Below are 18,586 nucleotides of genomic sequence, written 5' to 3' on the forward strand. Positions count from 1 at the left end.
AGGGATTATTCAGCGCTAATCCAGCGAAACACCAATGAAGCCGCAGAAAGCCCCTGCCCAACCCATTGCCCCCTATGCCCAGCTTCGATATGAACACCAAAACGGCACACACCAGAAATAGGGGCTTCCCAATGGCATCTTACCAATATGTTTACCACATGGACGGCGTGTCCAAGACCTATCCCGGCGGCAAGAAATGCTTTGAAAATATCCGGCTGTCCTTTCTGCCCGGTGTAAAAATCGGCGTCGTGGGCGTGAATGGCTCGGGTAAATCCACCCTGATGCGGATCATGGCCGGAATCGACAAGGAATTCACTGGCGAGGCATGGTCTGCCGAAGGCGCCAAAGTCGGCTACCTGCCACAGGAACCAAAACTGGACGCCAGCCTGAATGTGCGTGAAAACGTTATGTTGGCCGTGGCCGATAAAAAGGCGGTTCTGGACGAATACAACGACCTTGCGATGAACTATTCCGAGGAAACCGCAGAGCGGATGGGCGAATTGCAAGACATCATCGACGCCCAAGACCTGTGGAATCTGGACGCCAGCATCGACATCGCGATGGAAGCCCTGCGCTGCCCGCCCGATGACGCCGATGTGACCAGCCTGTCTGGTGGTGAAGCCCGCCGCGTCGCCCTGTGTAAACTGCTGCTTGAAGCACCGGAAATGCTGCTGCTTGACGAGCCGACCAACCACCTTGACGCGGAAACCATCGCTTGGCTGCAAAAGCACCTGATGGATTACAAAGGCACCATCCTGATCGTCACCCACGACCGTTATTTCCTCGATGACATCACCAGCTGGATTCTGGAACTGGACCGTGGCCGCGGCATTCCTTACGAGGGCAACTATTCCGCATGGCTGGAGCAAAAAGCTAAACGTCTGGCCCATGAAGCCAAAGACGACAAGACCCGCCAGAAAACGCTGGAGCGGGAACTTGACTGGATTCGTCAGGGTGCCAAAGCCCGCCAAGCCAAGCAAAAAGCACGGATCAACGCCTATAATGATCTGGCCAACCAATCCGAGCGTGAGAAAATCACCTCCGCCCAAATCGTCATTCCAAACGGCCCCCGTCTGGGCGGTAAGGTGATTGAGGTCGAAGGCCTCACCAAAGCTTACGGCGAAAAATTGCTGGTGGAAAACCTGTCGTTTTCCCTGCCACCGGGGGGCATTGTCGGCGTAATCGGTCCCAACGGCGCGGGTAAATCCACCCTGTTCAAAATGCTGACAGGACAGGAACAGCCTGACAGTGGCGAGGTCACCTACGGCGACACTGTGAAACTGTCTTACGTGGATCAGTCCCGTGACAATCTGGACGATACAAAAACCGTCTGGGCGGAAATTTCCGACAGTCAGGATATTATCAAACTGGGCGATGCGGAAATGAACGCGCGGGCCTATTGTTCTGCCTTTAACTTCAAAGGCGGCGACCAGCAAAAGACCATGAACCTGCTGTCTGGCGGGGAGCGTAACCGCGTCCATTTGGCCAAACTGCTGCGCGAAGGCGGCAACGTGCTGCTGCTTGATGAACCGACCAACGACCTTGACGTTGAAACCCTGCGTGCCCTTGAAGACGCTTTGGTAAACTTCGCAGGCTGCGCCGTGGTCATCTCTCACGACCGCTTCTTCCTTGACCGGATTTGTACACATATTCTGGCGTTTGAGGGCGAGGCCCATGTGGAATGGTTTGAAGGCAACTTTGCCGATTACGAAGAAGATAAAGTACGTCGCTTGGGACCAAATGCGCTGGAACCGACACGGGTGAAGTATAAAAAGTTTACGCGGTAAAACCGTAGGTCGGGCTTCAGCCCGACCACCCGTAAAAGTAGTGTCGGGCTGAAGCCCGACCTACGCATTGTCGCGGTGGTACGACGAATACGGCCAATCCTTTGCCCGCGTCACATAGCCGTGCTTGACCGGATTGTTCCAACAATACAGCAAGTGGTTGTCATAATCGCGCGCATCACGGATATGATGCTCCCAAAAACGCCTCTGCCAAACGCCGACTTCGCGCTTTTCAAGCCGTAGACCGGGCTTCAGCCCGGCAAACCGCCCCCGCGACACAACCGGCAATTCCAACGGCAGCAAATACCCTTTCCTGCGAATCCCCATAACAAACCGCGCCTTTATGGCACCGATCCGCCGCGAATAATCCGCATCCCTGACGGGCAGGGTTAACACACAATGAAAGTGGTCCGGCAGCACAACAAAAGCGTTAATGACGAAAGGGCGCTCCGCCTGCGTCCTCGCAACGGCACCCCGTAGCACATCCACATAGCGCAGCAACAGATCATCGCCGCGACGGGCGAGCACCACGGTAAAGAACACGGTCGCTCCGGCGATTTTCGGTCTTCGATAGTTCACCATCCAACGACAAAACCGTAAAATGGTTAACATCCCCTCACCCACTTACTTCAACCCTAAAATATTTTTACTTGAACGAATTCACGACTCAGCCTAGCCTCTTCTAAACCAGCCGATTGTGCTGGCACTCAAAGAGGAACGGACGACTGATGCGTATAGCTGTTTTGGGTGGTGGTCCCGCCGGTCTGTATTTTGCGATTTCAATGAAGCTGCGCCAGCCCAGCGCGCAGGTGATCTTGATTGAACGCAACAAACCCGATGATACCTTTGGCTGGGGTGTGGTTCTGTCGGATGAAACGCTCGACAATCTGCACCGCAACGACCCCGAATCCGCCGCCGAAATCCGCCAGCATTTTGCCTATTGGGATGACATTGCCGTCCACCATCAGGGACAGAAAATGCTGTCCACGGGCCATGGTTTTTGTGGCATCGGGCGGCAGCGGTTGTTGTTGATCCTTCAGGAACGGGCCCGCGCGCTTGGCGTTGACATGCGCTTTGAAACCGAAGCAAAAACCGCCGCCGCATACCAGTCCGAGTATGATGTGGTTGTGGCGGCAGACGGGTTGAATTCCAAAACCCGCATGGAATTTGCCGATACCTTCCAGCCCGACATCGACCTGCGCACATGCCAGTTTGTCTGGCTTGGGACCCACCAGAAATTCGACGATGCCTTCACCTTTATCTTTGAAAACACAGACAAAGGTTGGCTTTGGGCCCATGCCTATCAATTCAACGACGACACCGCGACGTTTATTGTAGAATGCAGCCAAGCCACCTTTGACGCCTACGGGTTTGGCGAAATCGACCAGCAGGCCAGCATCAAAATCTGCGAGGATGTGTTCAAGGATCACTTGGGCGGCCATGCGTTGATGACCAACGCGAACCACATTCGCGGCTCGGCCTGGATTCGTTTTCCCCGCGTGTTGTGCGAAAACTGGAGCCATGAAAATGTTGTGCTGCTGGGCGACGCATCCGCCACCGCGCATTTTTCCATCGGGTCTGGCACCAAACTGGCGCTGGAAAGTGCCATAGAACTGGCCGAATACATCGCTACAGAACCCAACCTGGACGCCGCGTTTGGCAAATACCAGGACCAGCGCCGCGTCGAGGTGTTGCGCCTGCAATCTGCCGCCCGCAACTCGGTTGAATGGTTCGAAGACGTGGAACGCTACCTGCATCTGGACCCTGTGCAGTTGAATTATTCCCTGCTGACACGGTCCCAGCGGATCAGCCATGAAAACCTGCGGGAACGGGATGGGGCATGGCTTGCCTCGGCCGAGGCATGGTTCCAGAAACAAGCGGGCGCACCGGAAACCACCCCGCCCCGCGCACCGATGTTTGCGCCGTTCAAACTGCGCGACATGACCCTTAAAAACCGCATCGTTGTGTCACCCATGGCGCAATATAAAGCCGTGGACGGCTGCCCCACGGACTGGCATCTGATCCACTACGGCGAACGGGCCAAGGGGGGCGCGGGGCTGGTTTATACCGAAATGACCTGCGTGTCCCCTGAAGGGCGGATCACACCGGGGTGTCCCGGGCTTTATGCGCCGGACCATCAGGCCGCATGGCAGCGTTTGAACGATTTCATCCATACCGAAACAGACGCAAAAACCTGCTGCCAAATCGGTCATTCGGGGCGCAAAGGATCAACCCGCGTGGGATGGGAGGGTATGGATCAGCCGCTTGAAACTGACAACTGGCCGATACTGTCAGCCTCGGCGATCCCTTGGTCAGACGGGAATGCGACGCCCACCGCCATGACCCGCGAAGATATGGATCTGGTGCGGGATCAGTTCGTCGCCGCTGCAAAAATGGCGCTGGCGGCTGGCTTTGACATGGTTGAATTGCACGCGGCCCACGGCTATCTGATCTCGTCCTTTATCTCTCCGCTGTCCAACAGCCGCACTGATGCCTATGGCGGCACGCTGGAAAATCGTATGCGCTATCCGCTAGAGGTGTTTTCCGCCATGCGCGCCGTCTGGCCCACGGAGAAACCCATGGCCGTGCGGATTTCGGCAAACGACTGGGCCGGGGATGACGGCGTCACCCCAGCCGAGGCGGTTTTGATCTCACAACTGTTTGAAATTGCAGGCGCAGATATTATTGACGTGTCGGCTGGGCAAACCTCGACCGAGGCGCAACCCGTTTATGGGCGCATGTTCCAAACCCCGTTTTCCGATCGCATTCGCAATGAAGCGGGGATCAAAACCATGGCGGTGGGCAATATTTTTGAACCGGATCACGTGAATTCCATCCTGATGGCGGGGCGGGCCGATCTGGTCTGTCTGGCGCGGCCCCATCTGGCCGACCCCTATTGGACCCTGCACGCCGCGACGCAAATCGGTGACAGGCAGGAACACTGGCCGCAACCCTATGACGCGGGGCGCGATCAGTTCTGGCGGCTGGCGGATCGACAGGCCGAAATGGTGGGCAAGGTATGACCCCGCATCAGCATGTCATCGTCACCGGCGGCGGCACAGGTGTGGGTGCGGAAATCGCGCAGGCTTTTGCCAAAGCCGGTGCGAAAGTCACCATTCTGGGCCGCAGCGCGGCACCGCTGCGCGAACAGGGGCTGCCCTATCAGATTTGTGACGTGACCGATGAAACATCCGTGGCGCAGGCTATCAAGGCCGCACGGGCTGAAAACGGCCCCATAACCGTGGCAATCGCCAATGCAGGGGCAGCGTTAAGCAAGCCGTTCGCCAAAATGACCGGCGCCGATTTGCGGGCCATGACCGATGTCAATCTGGGTGGCGTGTTCCATCTGTGGCAGGCCGTTTTGCCCGATATGAAGGCCGCTGGAACGGGTCGGATGATCGCGATTGCGTCTACTGCGGGGTTGAAAGGCTATCCTTACGTGGCAGGGTATTGCGCGGCCAAACACGGGGTGGTGGGCCTGACCCGCGCGCTGGCGCTGGAACTGGCCAGCACGGGGATCACGGTCAATGCGATTTGCCCGGGCTTTGTGGAAACGCCGCTGCTGGATCGGTCAATCCAGACCATCATGGACAGCACGGGAATGGATCACGGGCAGGCCGTAAAATCCCTGCAAAAGAGCAACCCCCAGCGCCGGTTCATTCAGACCGATGAGGTCGCCAGTGCCGCGCTTTGGCTGTGCTCGGACGGGGCGAAATCCGTGAACGGCCATACGCTTAACCTGTCGGGGGGCGAAATATGATTGAGGATTCCGCCTCTAAGGAACGTCTGCGCCTGTGGTTGCGGTTTTTGAAAGCCAGCCGCGCGATTGAGGCCCAGATCAGGGATAATCTGCGCCGCGAATTTGGCTCTACCCTGCCCCGTTTTGATGTGATGGCCGCCTTGTCGCGCTATTCCGACGGGCTGAAGATGAGCCAACTGTCCGAAGTTTTGCGAGTGTCAAACGGCAATGTCACAGGCATCGTGGATCGGCTTGTGGAAGACGGTATTCTGGTGCGGGTTGCTGTGCCGAATGACCGCCGCGCCTGGCTGGTGCAACTGACACCACGGGGCGAACAGGAATTCGCCACTCAGGCGGCAGCCCATGAAAGCTGGATCAACGAAATGCTGGTGGAATTTGGCCCCAAAGACGCGGCCAATATCGCCAACCGACTGGAACATTTAGAACAAAGCTTGCGGGAGAGAACACCATGACCATGCGTACAGACGTAAAACACTTTCTATGTAAAATTGAGGACGGCATCGCCACCATTGCCTTGGACCGCCCTGAACGCAAAAACCCGCTGACCTTTGACAGCTACGCCGAACTGCGCGACTGGTTCCGCGATCTGGTCTATGCGGATGATGTAAATGCGGTTGTTTTTGCTTCAAACGGTGGCAATTTTTCATCGGGCGGCGATGTGCATGACATCATCGGGCCTTTGACGCAAATGACCATGAAGGAACTGCTGGCCTTTACCCGCATGACCGGTGATCTGGTCAAGGCCATCGTGAATTGCGGCAAGCCTGTGATCGCGGCGATTGACGGGGTTTGTGTGGGTGCTGGCGCAATTATTGCTATGGCATCCGACCTGCGCATCGCCACCCCCGAAGCCAAATGCGCATTTTTATTCACCCGCGTTGGTTTGGCGGGTTGTGACATGGGGGCTTGTGCAATTCTGCCCCGCATCATTGGCCAAGGCCGCGCAGCGGAACTGTTGTACACTGGGCGATCCATGAGCGCGGATGAAGGCGCGGCTTGGGGGTTTTACAATTCAGTGGTGGCCGCGGATGAACTGGATACTGCCGCGCAAACAATGGCCAGCCGCATCGCAGCGGGGCCGAATTTCGGTAATATGATGACAAAAACCATGCTGGCGCAGGAATGGAACATGTCCATCGAACAAGCGATCGAGGCCGAGGCCCAAGCCCAAGCCATCTGCATGCAGACCGCCGATTTTGAACGGGCCTTCAACGCCTTTGTCGCCAAAGAAAAACCCGTGTTCGAGGGCAACTGATGGCTGATAAAACCTTCCTCAACTGGCCATTCTTTGAAGACCGCCACCGCACATTGGCAGCGGATCTGGATGTTTGGGCTACGCAAAATCTGGCAACGATTGACCATAGTGACACAGATGCCGCCTGTCGGAATATCGTCAAGGCTTTGGGCAAAGGCGGCTGGCTGACCCATTCCGCGGTTGCCCCTGACAGCGATGCCCCACTGGATGTGCGCAGCCTGTGTTTGATCCGTGAAACACTGGCCCGCCACGACGGGCTGGCCGACTTTGCCTTTGCCATGCAAGGGCTTGGCACAGGGGCGATCTCGCTGTTCGGATCAGACGCGCAAAAGGCACAATGGCTGACCAAAACCCGCAAGGGAGAAGCGATTTCCGCCTTTGCCCTGACCGAACCGCAATCGGGTTCAGACGTGGCCAATTCCACCATGACCGCCACGCTGGACGGCGATGATTATATCCTGAACGGGGAAAAGACGTGGATTTCCAACGGCGGCATCGCGGATGTGTACACTGTCTTTGCCCGCACCGACGAAGGGGCGGGGGCCAAGGGTCTGTCTGCCTTTATCGTTCCTGCAAACACAGAAGGCTTTGACATTGCAGAGCGGCTGGAAACCATTGCACCGCACCCTTTGGCCACCCTGCGGTTCACCGATTGCCGCATCCCGAAATCCGCGCTGATTGGCACCAGCGGCGCGGGGTTCAAAATTGCTATGGCGGTGCTGGATGTGTTCCGCTCTACTGTGGCCGCCGCCGCTTTGGGCTTTGCCCGCCGCGCCCTTGATGAATCCTTGCACCGTGTCACCAGCCGCCATGTGCAGGGTGCGCCATTGTTCGATTTGCAAATGGTACAGGGTCATATCGCCGATATGGCCGTGGATGTGGATGCCAGCGCATTGCTGATCTACCGCGCCGCATGGACCAAAGACAGCGGCGCGCCCCGCATCACCCGCGAGGCGGCAATGGCAAAGCTGTTTTCCACCGATCAGGCGCAAAAGGTTATCGACACCGCCGTTCAGTTACACGGAGGCGACGGGGTGCGATCAGGCCAGACCGTCGAAAAACTATACCGCGAAATCAGGGCGTTACGCATCTATGAAGGTGCCTCTGACGTGCAAAAAGTCATCATTGCCCGCCAGACATTGGGCGCATAAAGGAAAGACCGATCATGCTAGGGCCAAGCGCACATACCGACAGTTTCACCCGCGACAACCTTCCGCCGGTAGACACTTGGCCCGTGTTTTTGCTGGATGGATTCGACTATCCCGACCAACTGAATGTGGGCGTCGAACTGACCGACGCCATGGTGCAAAAAGGCTTTGGCGATCACACCGCCCTGATCGGCAACGGGCGCAGACGGACTTATAAAGAGCTGGCGGATTGGACCAATCGTCTTGCCCATGTGCTGGTCGAAGATATGGGCGTCAAGCCGGGAAACCGCGTGTTGATCCGCTCTGCCAACAACCCCGCAATGGTAGCCTGCTGGCTGGCGGCGACCAAAGCGGGGGCGGTTGTGGTGAACACCATGCCCATGCTGCGCGGCGGTGAACTGGCGAAAATCGTTGAAAAGGCGCAGGTCACCCACGCATTGTGCGATACGCGGTTGATGGATGAAATGGTGTCCTGCGCCAAAGAAACCGACACGCTGACCCATGTTGTGGGCTTTGACGGAACATCCAACCATGATGCCGAACTGGACCGTCTGGCGCTGGAAAAATCCGTGCGTTTTGATGCGGTTCAAACGGGGCGGGATGATGTGGCTTTGCTGGGATTTACATCTGGCACCACGGGTTCGCCCAAAGCCACCATGCATTTTCACCGCGACCTGCTGATCATTGCGGACGGCTATGCCCGCGAGGTTCTGAACGTCACCCCCGATGACATTTTCATCGGCTCGCCGCCCTTGGCCTTTACCTTCGGGCTGGGCGGCTTGGCGATTTTTCCGCTGCGGTTTGGGGCGGCGGCAACCCTGCTGGAAACCGCATCACCGCCGAATATGATTGAAATCATTGAAAAATATCGCGCAACTGTTTGTTTTACGGCCCCCACAGCTTACCGTGCCATGTTGGCCGCAATGGACAAAGGCGCGGATCTGTCCAGCCTGCGGGCTGCCGTATCAGCGGGGGAAACCCTGCCCGCGCCGGTCTATCAGGACTGGATCGCCAAGACGGGCAAGCCCATGCTCGACGGGATTGGCGCGACGGAAATGTTGCATATTTTTGTGTCCAACCGCTTTGACGATCATGCCCCCGCCTGCACCGGCAAACCTGTGACCGGCTATCAGGCCAAGATCATTGACGATGCGGGGGCCGAAGTGGCCTTTGGCACCGTGGGTCGGCTAGCCGTGCGCGGGCCGACGGGATGCCGCTATCTGGCGGACCCGCGTCAGGCGAAATATGTGCAAGACGGCTGGAACATCACAGGGGATGCGTTTTCCATGGATGAAAACGGCGCCCTGCATTTCGCCGCTCGGAATGACGATATGATCGTATCTTCGGGTTATAACATCGCCGGACCCGAGGTCGAAGCCGTGTTGCTGTCTCATGAATATGTGGCGGAATGTGCGGTCGTTGGCGCACCGGATGCCGAACGGGGCACCATCGTCGAGGCCCATGTGGTTTTACAAGGGGCCGACCCATCGGCCGCAACAGCCAAAATCCTACAGGATTTTGTAAAGGCCACCATCGCACCTTATAAATATCCGCGACGGATCATTTTTACAGAAGGGTTGCCAAAAACCCAAACAGGTAAAATTCAGCGTTTCCTTTTGAAGCAGGATGTGGATTCATAACCCACCGAAAACATCGCAACTATAATAATCAACACGGGAGAAATATAATGAAACTCAAGACATTGGCACAGGCAACTGCGCTGACAACTGCACTGGCCGCCCTAAGCACCGCCAGCTTTGCCGACCCGCTGAAAGTGGGCATGATCACCACCCTTTCGGGCGGCGGTGCGGGGCTTGGCATTGATGCCCGCGACGGCTTTATGCTGGCGGTGAAACAATCCGGCAATACCGACATCGAAGTGGTGATCGAAGACGACCAGCGCAAGCCGGATGTGGCTGTGCAACTGGCCGACAAGATGATCCAGTCCGACAAGGTTGACGTGATGACCGGGATCATCTGGTCCAACCTCGCAATGGCCGTGATCCCCAGCGTGACCGCGCAGGGTAAATTCTACCTCTCACCGAATGCGGGCCCATCTGCGCTGGCTGGTAAAGGCTGTCATCCAAACTATTTCAACGTGGCATGGCAGAACGACAACCTGCACGAAGCTGCGGGCGCTTATGCAACATCGGAAGGCTATAAGAACTCCTTCATCCTTGCACCAAACTACCCTGCGGGTGTGGATGCGCTGACCGGATACAAAAGCCAGTACAAAGGCGAATTGTCAGGCGAATTGCTGACAAAACTGGGCCAAACAGACTACGCATCAGAAATCGCGCAAATCCGTGCATCCGGCGCAGATAGCGTATTTTTCTTCCTGCCGGGTGGCATGGGGATTTCTTTCCTGAAACAATATGCAGACAGCGGCATCGGCCTGCCCGTGGTTGGCCCTGCCTTCAGCTTTGACCAAGGCATCCTGCAAGCTGTTGGTGATGCAGCCTTGGGTGTGCGCAACACATCCCAATGGAGCAAAGATCTGGACAACGCAGCCAACAAAGCCTTTGTCGAGACCTTTCAGGCTGAATACGGCCGTCTGCCCTCGCTTTATGCAAGTCAAGGGTTTGACACCGCCAATCTGCTGCTAAGTGCTATGTCCAAAGCCAGCGTTTCGGATGCAGACGCCTTCCGCGCCGCTTTGGAAGAAGCCGATTTTGCCAGCACCCGCGGGGCTTTCAAATTTGGCAACAACCACCACCCGATCCAAGACATTTACGTGCGTGAAGTGATCAAAGAGGGCGATATCTACACCAATAAAATCGTTGGCGTAGCCCTGAAAGATCACGCGGATGTTTATGCCGCAGACTGCAAAATGTAAGCCAACAGGCGGGCGCGGTTAATCCCGCGCCTGCCCCACGCGTAAGGCGGTTTTTATGTCCCTCCTCCTCTTGGCCGAGCAGGTTCTGAACGGGTTACAGTTCGGGATCATGCTGTTTTTGATGGCTGCTGGCCTGACCTTGGTGTTCGGCGTCATGGGGCTGATCAATCTGGCCCATGGGTCATTGTTCATGGTCGGAGCCTTTGCCGCCGCTGCTGTGGCAGGGGCGACAGGGTCGTTCCTGCTGGCGCTGATCGCGGCCCTTGCCGCCGCCGCTGCCGCAGGGGCGCTGGTAGAAATCCTTGTGATCCGCAGGCTTTACGCCCGCGAACATCTGGATCAGGTGTTGGCCACATTCGCGCTGATCCTGATCTTTTCCGAAAGCACGCGCTGGCTGTTTGGTTCGTTTCCGCTGTTCCTGAACATCCCCGATTACCTGTCCGGCCCTGTCACACTACCGGGCGGCATCCAGTATTCGCTTTATCGCCTGACCCTGATCGCCATTGGCCTGTTGGTCGCCTTTGGCCTGTTCCTGCTGATTTCGCGCACCCGCCTGGGCATCCAGATCCGCGCGGGCGAAAGCGACCGTGAAATGATCGCCGCCCTCGGGGTCGATATATCGCGGCTTTACACCATCGTCTTTGCCCTTGGTGCGGCCCTCGCAGGGCTGGCGGGCGCATTGGTGGGGGCGATCCAATCGGTTCAGGTGGGCATGGGCGAACCCGTGCTGATCCTTGCCTTTGTGGTGATTGTGATCGGCGGCATCGGGTCGATCAAAGGCGCTTTGGTCGGGGCCATTCTGGTGGGGCTGACCGATACGCTGGGCCGGTTGTTACTGCCCCTGTTGTTTGGCCTGTTCATGGATAATTCCGCTGCCACCGCCGCAGGCTCGGCGCTGGCCTCTATGTCAATTTACATCCTGATGGCACTGGTGCTGGTGGTGAAACCTTCGGGCCTGTTCGGGGTGAAACAATGACGCGCGAGACCCTGATAAACACCGCCCTCGGGCTGGCTTTGCTGCTAGTGCCGCTTTGGGCCTATATGGTGGATGAACCCTTTATCATCACACTGACGACCAAAGTGGCGATCCTTGCGCTGGCAGGGGTCGGGCTGAACATCGCGCTGGGGCTTGGGGGCTTGGTCAGCCTTGGCCATGCGGCGTTTTTTGGCATCGGCGGCTATGCTATGGGCATCCTTGCAAGCCATGCCCAAAGCTATACCGCCATCACCGACTGGCCGATCCTGATCGAGGGCACCAAATCCATGCCGGTCATCTGGGTTGTGGCGATCCTTGCATCCGGCCTGACCGCCCTTTTGATCGGCGCGCTAAGCCTGCGGACATCTGGCGTTTACTTCATCATGATCACCCTCGCCTTTGGGCAAATGCTGTATTATTTCACCATCAGCTGGCCCGCCTATGGCGGTGAGGACGGCCTGCTGATCTATGTGCGCAACGACTTTGCAGGGCTTAACACGCTGGACCCGATCCAGTTCTTCGCCATCACCTTTACCCTGCTGATGGCCGCAGTGCTGTTTTCTGCGCGGCTTGCCAAATCCCCCTTCGGCCTTGCCCTGAACGCGGCGCGCCAATCGCCCCAGCGGGTGGAAACTATCGGCCTGTCCCCCTATCGCCTGCGCCTTGTAGCCTTTGTGATTTCGGGCATGATTACAGGCTTGGCAGGGGCACTGTTCGCCGACCTGAACCGCTTTGTCAGCCCCACCATGTTCAGCTGGCAAACCAGCGGTGAAATCATGGTTTTTATTATCCTCGGCGGCACCGCGCGTCTGTTCGGCCCCATCGCAGGTGCCGCCCTGTTTATCATCCTTGAACACATCCTTGGCGGGCTAAGCGAGTTCTGGCACATCTACCTTGGCCTGCTGTTGCTGTTGGTGGTGCTGTTCGCCAAAGGCGGTGTCATCGGCACATTGGCAGGGCAGGAGAAAACCCATGACTGATGCCCAAACCCCGATCCTTGAAACCCGCAACATCTGCAAATCCTTTGACGCGTTGAAGGCCAGTCAGGACATCTCGCTTGATCTGCGGGCGGGCGAAATTCATGCGCTGATCGGGCCGAATGGCGCAGGCAAATCCACCCTGATCGCCCAGATCGCAGGTGGATTGAAGCCCGACAGCGGACAGGTCCTGCTGAACGGGCGCGATGTAACCGCCCTGCCCACCGCCAAACGGGCGCAACTGGGACTGGGGCGCACGTTTCAGGTGTCAGCCTTGGCAATGGAAGACACGGTTTTGCAAAACGCCGTGCTTGGCGCGCTCGGCGCGGCTGGCCGCCCGTTTCGCCTGTTCCGATCCGCCCTGAACAACACCGCCCTGCGCCAGACCGCAGAACAGGCGCTGGAACGGGTCGGCCTGCAAGACCACGCCCGCACCCGCACCGCCGAATTATCCCACGGTCAGCGCCGCCAGCTAGAGGTGGCCGTGGCTTTGACCCTGAAGCCCAAAGCCTTTGTGATGGATGAACCCATGGCTGGACTGGGTGCAAGTGGTTCGAAAACCCTGACCGGATTTCTGGACGGGTTGCGCGCGCAGGCCCCGATCCTGATGGTTGAACATGACATGGACGCGGTCTTTGCGCTGGCCGACCGGATCAGCGTGCTGGTCTACGGCCAGATCATCGCCACGGGCAGTGTGGCAGACATCCGCGCCCACCCCGAAGTGCGCCGCGCCTATCTGGGAGAGGACGCATGACCCTTTTGTCGATCACCAATATCGCCGCATCCTACGGAGCAACCCAAGCCTTGTTTGATGTGTCGCTGGATATTGCCGAGGGCGAGGTTCTGGCCCTGATGGGGCGCAACGGCATGGGCAAATCCACCACCGTCAAAACCCTGTGCCGCCTACTGCCCACCAGCGCCGGAAGCATAAGTTTTGACGGCCATGACCTGACCCGCCTGCCCGCCTTTAAAGCCGCACGCCTTGGGCTTGGTCTTGTCCCCGAAGGCCGCCGCTGTTTTCCCAACCTCAGCGTTGCGGAAAACCTGACCGCCGCCGCCCGCGCAGGCCATTGGGATCTGCCCCGCGTTGCCAGCCTGTTCCCACGTCTGGAAGAACGCCGCAACCAGTCTGCAGCATCCCTGTCAGGGGGCGAACAACAGATGCTGGCCATCGGCCGCGCCTTAATGACCAACCCGCGCCTGCTGATTTTGGACGAGGCCACAGAAGGGCTCGCCCCCATTGTGCGCCAGGAAATCTGGGCCGCCATCGCAAGCCTGAAACGGGACACGGGGCTTGCCATTCTGGTGGTGGATAAATCCCTGAAAGAACTGTCCCAGATCGCCGACCGCGCCACAATCCTTGAACGGGGCAGCACGGTCTGGACCGGAAACATCACCGCGCTGGACGCGGATATCACCCAACAATTCCTCGGCGTGTAACCGCGCCGTTTCTCTTGGAGGAGACACCCCATGACACATCAAAGCATCACCCCCGACGGCTGGGCACCCGCCAAAGGCTATGCCAACGGTATACTGGCCGCAGATGGCACGCTTTATATCGGCGGGCAAATCGGCTGGAGCGCCGAACAGAAATTCGAAACCCATGATTTCATCGGCCAGATGGAACAGGCCCTGCGCAATATCGTCGCCGTGGTTGAATCAGCTGGCGGTCAAGTCACGGACATCACCCGCCTGACGTGGTTCATTCTGGATAAAACCGAGTATATGGCCCGCCAAAGCGAAATCGGCGCTGTCTATCGCGCAGTGCTGGGCCGTCACTTCCCCGCCATGTCCATGTTGGTGGTCGCAGGCCTGATCGAAGACGAAGCCCTGCTGGAAATAGAGGCGACGGCTTATCTTGGGAAATCCTGAAACGCGCAAGTAAAAGGTTGAAATCAGGTCAATACGTCCCAGTGGAACTTGACCGGAAGTAAGCTAGCTTAATCTATGTCAAAGCAATCTTTGCGCGTTCATGGTATAATGAACCCGTCGCAAAAACAGGAGTCTCGTCATGTTCACCACAATCGTCGCCGCCGTAGATGGATCAGAGCCGTCCAAACACGCGTTGAAAGCGGCTTGTGATATTGCCGCCCATTACAACGCCGATCTGCATCTGGTCCACACCCCGCAAGTGGACACCACTGCCGTTGCAGTCGGGGCTGGAACCTATGTTCTGGAAGCCTCGTTTGAGCAAATCGCCGAAGCGGGTCGCACCGTTATGGCCGAAGCAAAAACCGCCTGCGAAGGGTACGGAACGGAACCCAAAAGCACCTATATCGGCAGCGGTATTCCCGCAGACGAAGTGCTCTCCGTCGCCACAGCCAAATCCGCAGACCTGATCGTTTGTGGACGGCGCGGCCTTGGAAACCTTGCCGCAATTTTCCTTGGCAGCACATCTTCCAAGATCACCCATGACGCCACTTGCGCGGTGCTGACAGTCAAATAACGACCCAACGCCGAAAGCCACAAGCGTCTTTGGCTTTCGGCAAAATCTCTTGAACTGCCCTTTATTTGCTCTAAAATACCCTCAGGCACTGCCCTGTACTGCGATCTATGGCTCATACACCCAGCACCGACTGGCCTGACCATTCCGCGAACGACTGATTAAAGGGTTTTGCCATGACACTTGAACATATCCCAGAATTTCACTTGGGGCGAATTGCCCCCACACTCGCAGTGCGCGATATCCATGCCGCTTACAAACTGTACCGCGATGTCTTCGGCTTCCAGAAAGCCTTTGAGAACGGTGCCCCTGTGGGCTTTATGATCCTCAAAAAAGACGCCGCAGAACTACATTTAACCCGCAATCCAAACCACAAAGCCCCCCCTTACAATGTAGCGCATTTGCTGGTGTCAGACGCAAACGCCGCGTATCGATCATGCCAACACCATGAGTTACGGATCATCCGGCGGATCGAGGATAAAGACTACGGTTTGCGCGCCTTTGTCTTTGCAGATCCTGATGGGAACCGGGTCGACGTGGGCGAAATTCTCCAACGGTAAAAGCATCACGCCCTTCAATTACTTCAATGTTCCTAAAATACTCAAACAAAAAGGGCAGCCCCTATAGGCCGCCCTTTCCGCTTTGGGGATGCGAACATCCCCTCCTCCCAACCTCGGTACAGTCTAGCCGTCTGGGCTAAATCGCCAGATATTCATGGCGCAGTTGTTCATTGTCTAACACTTCCTTGGCGGTTCCATCGAATACAATTTGCCCTGTATCCAGAATAACCGCCCGATCCGCCAGATTTAACGCAGCTACGGCGTTTTGTTCAACAATTATTGTCGTCATCCCCTGTTCGCGAATGTGATGCAGGGTCTTTTCGATTTCCTGCACGATCACAGGGGCCAGACCCTCATAGGGCTCATCCAGCAGTAACAGCTTGATATCACGGGCTAAAGCGCGACCGATCGCCAGCATCTGCTGCTCGCCACCGGACAGTGTTGTGCCTTCTTGCTTGCGGCGTTCACCCAGACGGGGGAACAATTCATAGATGCGCTCGATCGACCAGCCGATGGGTTTTTCGATCTGGGCAAGCTGGATGTTCTCCTCAACCGTCAATCCCTGAATGATTCGCCGATCTTCAGGCACCAGCCCGATTCCCGCCTGCGCGGCCTGCCATGCTTTCATGTCATGCAAGGGCTGGTGATCCAGCCAGATTTCACCGTGGGTCACCATCGGATCATCCAGCCGCGCCAATGCCCGCAGGGTCGATGTTTTCCCCGCCCCGTTGCGCCCCAGCAGGGCCAGAATCTCGCCCTCATGGATGTTCAGGGACACGCCTTGCACGATGTAACTTTCACCGTAATAGGCGTGAATATCATGGGCCGAGAAATAGGCAGGTGCGGTGGCCGCGTGATTTGCATTCTTTTCGATCATAGCGTTCACCTTTTAATGCGCCGTGCCAAGATAGGCTTCTTGGACTTTGGGGTGGCCTTTGATGTTCTCGGGCAGGTCTTCAACGATCACAGTGCCTTGCGCCAGAACCGAGATTTTTTGCGCCAGCGAAAACACCACATGCATGTCATGTTCAATCACTGCCATCGTGATGTGCCGCTTGTCCTGAATTTGGGCCAACAGCTCAATTGTGTTGTTGGTATCCGCCCGCGCCATACCGGCAGTGGGTTCGTCCAGCAACAACAGTTTGGGGTCTTGGGCCAGACACATAGCCATTTCCAACCGCCGTTTATCGCCACGCGACATGGACGAGGCGATCATATGCCGTTTGTCGATCATATTCACGTCGATCAGCATCTGTTCGGCTTTTTCCTGAATGTCGCTTTGGCCCAGCACACGGGACCATGCATTCATTTCAAACGCACCGTCCCGTTTGGCAAAGCAGGGGATCATCACGTTTTCAAACACGCTGAGGTCGGAAAAGATTTCTGGCGTCTGGAACACACGGCTGACCCCGATCTGGTTAATCTCGTGGGGTTTTTTACCCAGCAAAGAGTGCCCGTCAAAGGTGACAGTGCCCGTGTCTGGCATCAGTTTCCCGACAAAACAGTTCAGCAGCGTAGATTTACCGGCCCCGTTCGGGCCGATAATTGCGTGGATTGTGCCTTCCTCGATGTTCAGATTGACGTTTTGCAACGCTTTCAGACCACCAAAAGATTTGTTCACATTCTGGATTTCAAGAATTCCCATAAATCCAACCTTCCCTATTCGCCAGCCGGGGCGTATTTGCCCTCGGTGTCTTTTTTGTCTTTGCCGCCTTTAAAGCGGTTGCGAATACGGGTCGCGCCTTCCATCAGGCCACCGGGCAGGAAGATCACGATCAGCATGAACAACAACCCCAGCGTCAGGTGCCAGCCCGGCCCGACAAAATGTTCGACCACCCAGATCAAGCTGTTTTCCAACCCATCCGGCAGAAACCCGAACCAGCTGTGCAACACGCTTTCGTTGATTTTGGAAAAGATGTTTTCAAAGTATTTGATGAAACCAGCCCCCAACAATGGCCCGAGCAACGTGCCCGATCCGCCAAGAATGGTCATCAAAACCACCTCGCCAGATGCGGTCCATTGCATCCGCTCGGCCCCTGCCAGTGGATCCATTGACGCCATCAAACCACCCGCAAGACCTGCGTACATGCCCGAAATCACAAAGGCCGCCAGCGTATAGGGACGTGAATTCAAGCCCGTATAATTCAGACGGGTCTGGTTGGTTTTAATCGCCCGCAGCATCAGCCCAAACGGAGAGCGGAAGATGCGAATGGCCAGATAAAACGCCACCAGCATCAAGGCCGCGCAAAAGTAATAGCCCACGTTGAACGAAAACGACCAGCCGCCCAGAACCAATTCATAGGTGGATCGCATTTCCAGCCCGAAGAAATGGGTCGCATCCGGCCCGTTGCCTTTCAGCCATTGGGGATCGTCGTTATAGACCTGCAAACCGGTTTCCCCGTTTGTCAGCGGCGTCAGCACCGAATAGGCCATGGCAAAAGACATCTGCGCAAAAGCCAGCGTCAGGATCGAGAAGTAGATGCCAGAGCGGCGCAGCGAGATAAATCCGATCACCACCGAAAACAGCCCCGCCACAATCACCGACAGCACAATCGCTGGCAGGATGTTGTAGCTGAGCAGCTTGAACATCCAAACCGCCGCATAAGACCCCGCCCCCAGAAAGGCCGCGTGGCCAAAGGACAGATATCCGGTCAGCCCGAACAGGATGTTAAACCCGATAGCAAAGATGCCAAAGATCACAAAGCGTTGCATCAGGTCGGGATAGCCCGCGTTAAACTGCGCCATGGCGCTATCTGCGGGAAACGGGTTCATGATGAACGGCGCCAGCAGGGTTACACAGATCACAAAAACCAACAGGCCTGCGTCTTTTTTATTCAGTCCGAACAT

19 protein-coding genes are annotated in these 18,586 nt (G+C 56.9%); 15 read left to right on the forward strand and 4 right to left on the reverse strand.

Annotated features, from left to right (window positions below; all coding sequences use genetic code 11):
- Window positions 1–131 precede the first annotated feature (131 nt).
- Window positions 132–1,787 (forward strand): energy-dependent translational throttle protein EttA, encoded by a 1,656-nt coding sequence (gene ettA, locus GGE09_RS15145; protein WP_309746993.1) that lies wholly within the window; start codon window positions 132–134, stop codon window positions 1,785–1,787.
- A gap of 60 nt (window positions 1,788–1,847) precedes the next feature.
- On the opposite strand, the gene GGE09_RS15150 is transcribed toward ettA, so the two are convergent.
- On the reverse strand, window positions 1,848–2,396 hold the full coding sequence (locus GGE09_RS15150) for an REP-associated tyrosine transposase (RefSeq protein ID WP_309746994.1): 549 nt from the start codon (window positions 2,394–2,396) through the stop codon (window positions 1,848–1,850).
- Window positions 2,397–2,512: 116 nt separating this feature from the next.
- Here GGE09_RS15150 and GGE09_RS15155 point away from each other — a divergent pair, with 116 nt between their 5' ends.
- The 14 genes from GGE09_RS15155 (at window position 2,513) to GGE09_RS15220 (ending at window position 15,739) form a co-directional block, all read left to right on the forward strand.
- Window positions 2,513–4,807: a bifunctional salicylyl-CoA 5-hydroxylase/oxidoreductase gene (locus tag GGE09_RS15155; protein ID WP_309746995.1), complete on the forward strand. Its 2,295-nt coding sequence runs from the start codon at window positions 2,513–2,515 to the stop codon at window positions 4,805–4,807.
- Window positions 4,804–5,544, forward strand: a complete 741-nt coding sequence (locus GGE09_RS15160) for an SDR family NAD(P)-dependent oxidoreductase (RefSeq protein WP_309746996.1) — start codon at window positions 4,804–4,806, stop codon at window positions 5,542–5,544. Before GGE09_RS15155 ends, GGE09_RS15160 begins: the two co-directional genes overlap by 4 nt.
- A complete protein-coding gene (locus tag GGE09_RS15165) occupies window positions 5,541–5,996 on the forward strand; it encodes a MarR family transcriptional regulator (RefSeq protein WP_309746997.1) in 456 nt (151 codons plus the stop codon). The genes GGE09_RS15160 and GGE09_RS15165 overlap by 4 nt, the downstream gene beginning before the upstream one ends.
- Before the next feature lie 2 nt (window positions 5,997–5,998).
- The gene (locus GGE09_RS15170; protein ID WP_405048562.1) at window positions 5,999–6,799 is read left to right on the forward strand and encodes an enoyl-CoA hydratase family protein; all 801 of its coding nucleotides are present in this window, start codon (window positions 5,999–6,001) and stop codon (window positions 6,797–6,799) included.
- Window positions 6,799–7,950, forward strand: coding sequence for an acyl-CoA dehydrogenase family protein (locus tag GGE09_RS15175; protein ID WP_309746999.1), 1,152 nt, complete (start codon window positions 6,799–6,801; stop codon window positions 7,948–7,950). The genes GGE09_RS15170 and GGE09_RS15175 overlap by 1 nt, the downstream gene beginning before the upstream one ends.
- A gap of 14 nt (window positions 7,951–7,964) precedes the next feature.
- Window positions 7,965–9,587, forward strand: a complete 1,623-nt coding sequence (locus tag GGE09_RS15180; protein WP_309747000.1) for an AMP-binding protein — start codon at window positions 7,965–7,967, stop codon at window positions 9,585–9,587.
- A 47-nt stretch (window positions 9,588–9,634) separates the two neighbouring features.
- Window positions 9,635–10,783, forward strand: coding sequence for an ABC transporter substrate-binding protein (locus GGE09_RS15185; protein ID WP_309747001.1), 1,149 nt, complete (start codon window positions 9,635–9,637; stop codon window positions 10,781–10,783).
- Between the two features lie 55 nt (window positions 10,784–10,838).
- The gene (locus GGE09_RS15190) at window positions 10,839–11,759 is read left to right on the forward strand and encodes a branched-chain amino acid ABC transporter permease (RefSeq protein ID WP_309747002.1); all 921 of its coding nucleotides are present in this window, start codon (window positions 10,839–10,841) and stop codon (window positions 11,757–11,759) included.
- Window positions 11,756–12,739: a branched-chain amino acid ABC transporter permease gene (locus tag GGE09_RS15195; RefSeq protein ID WP_309747003.1), complete on the forward strand. Its 984-nt coding sequence runs from the start codon at window positions 11,756–11,758 to the stop codon at window positions 12,737–12,739. The genes GGE09_RS15190 and GGE09_RS15195 overlap by 4 nt, the downstream gene beginning before the upstream one ends.
- A complete protein-coding gene (locus tag GGE09_RS15200; protein ID WP_309747004.1) occupies window positions 12,732–13,490 on the forward strand; it encodes an ABC transporter ATP-binding protein in 759 nt (252 codons plus the stop codon). Before GGE09_RS15195 ends, GGE09_RS15200 begins: the two co-directional genes overlap by 8 nt.
- Window positions 13,487–14,176 (forward strand): ABC transporter ATP-binding protein, encoded by a 690-nt coding sequence (locus GGE09_RS15205; protein WP_309747005.1) that lies wholly within the window; start codon window positions 13,487–13,489, stop codon window positions 14,174–14,176. Before GGE09_RS15200 ends, GGE09_RS15205 begins: the two co-directional genes overlap by 4 nt.
- Window positions 14,177–14,206: 30 nt before the next feature.
- Entirely contained in the window at window positions 14,207–14,608 is a 402-nt protein-coding gene (locus GGE09_RS15210; protein ID WP_309747006.1) for a RidA family protein, read from the forward strand.
- Window positions 14,609–14,747: 139 nt separating this feature from the next.
- Entirely contained in the window at window positions 14,748–15,182 is a 435-nt protein-coding gene (locus GGE09_RS15215) for a universal stress protein (RefSeq protein WP_309747007.1), read from the forward strand.
- Between the two features lie 173 nt (window positions 15,183–15,355).
- On the forward strand, window positions 15,356–15,739 hold the full coding sequence (locus tag GGE09_RS15220) for a VOC family protein (protein WP_309747009.1): 384 nt from the start codon (window positions 15,356–15,358) through the stop codon (window positions 15,737–15,739).
- 136 nt (window positions 15,740–15,875) lie between these two features.
- On the opposite strand, the gene GGE09_RS15225 is transcribed toward GGE09_RS15220, so the two are convergent.
- The 3 genes from GGE09_RS15225 to GGE09_RS15235 are packed head-to-tail and all read right to left on the reverse strand — an operon-like array spanning window position 15,876 to window position 18,586.
- Window positions 15,876–16,616 (reverse strand): ABC transporter ATP-binding protein, encoded by a 741-nt coding sequence (locus GGE09_RS15225; protein WP_309747010.1) that lies wholly within the window; start codon window positions 16,614–16,616, stop codon window positions 15,876–15,878.
- Window positions 16,617–16,628: 12 nt separating this feature from the next.
- Complete coding sequence (locus tag GGE09_RS15230; RefSeq protein ID WP_309747011.1) at window positions 16,629–17,384, reverse strand: ABC transporter ATP-binding protein; 756 nt, start codon at window positions 17,382–17,384, stop codon at window positions 16,629–16,631.
- 14 nt (window positions 17,385–17,398) lie between these two features.
- Window positions 17,399–18,586 (reverse strand): branched-chain amino acid ABC transporter permease, encoded by a 1,188-nt coding sequence (locus GGE09_RS15235; RefSeq protein WP_309747012.1) that lies wholly within the window; start codon window positions 18,584–18,586, stop codon window positions 17,399–17,401.

The organism is Roseobacter sp. N2S (genome assembly GCF_031454055.1).
Taxonomy (GTDB): Bacteria; Pseudomonadota; Alphaproteobacteria; order Rhodobacterales; family Rhodobacteraceae; genus Amylibacter.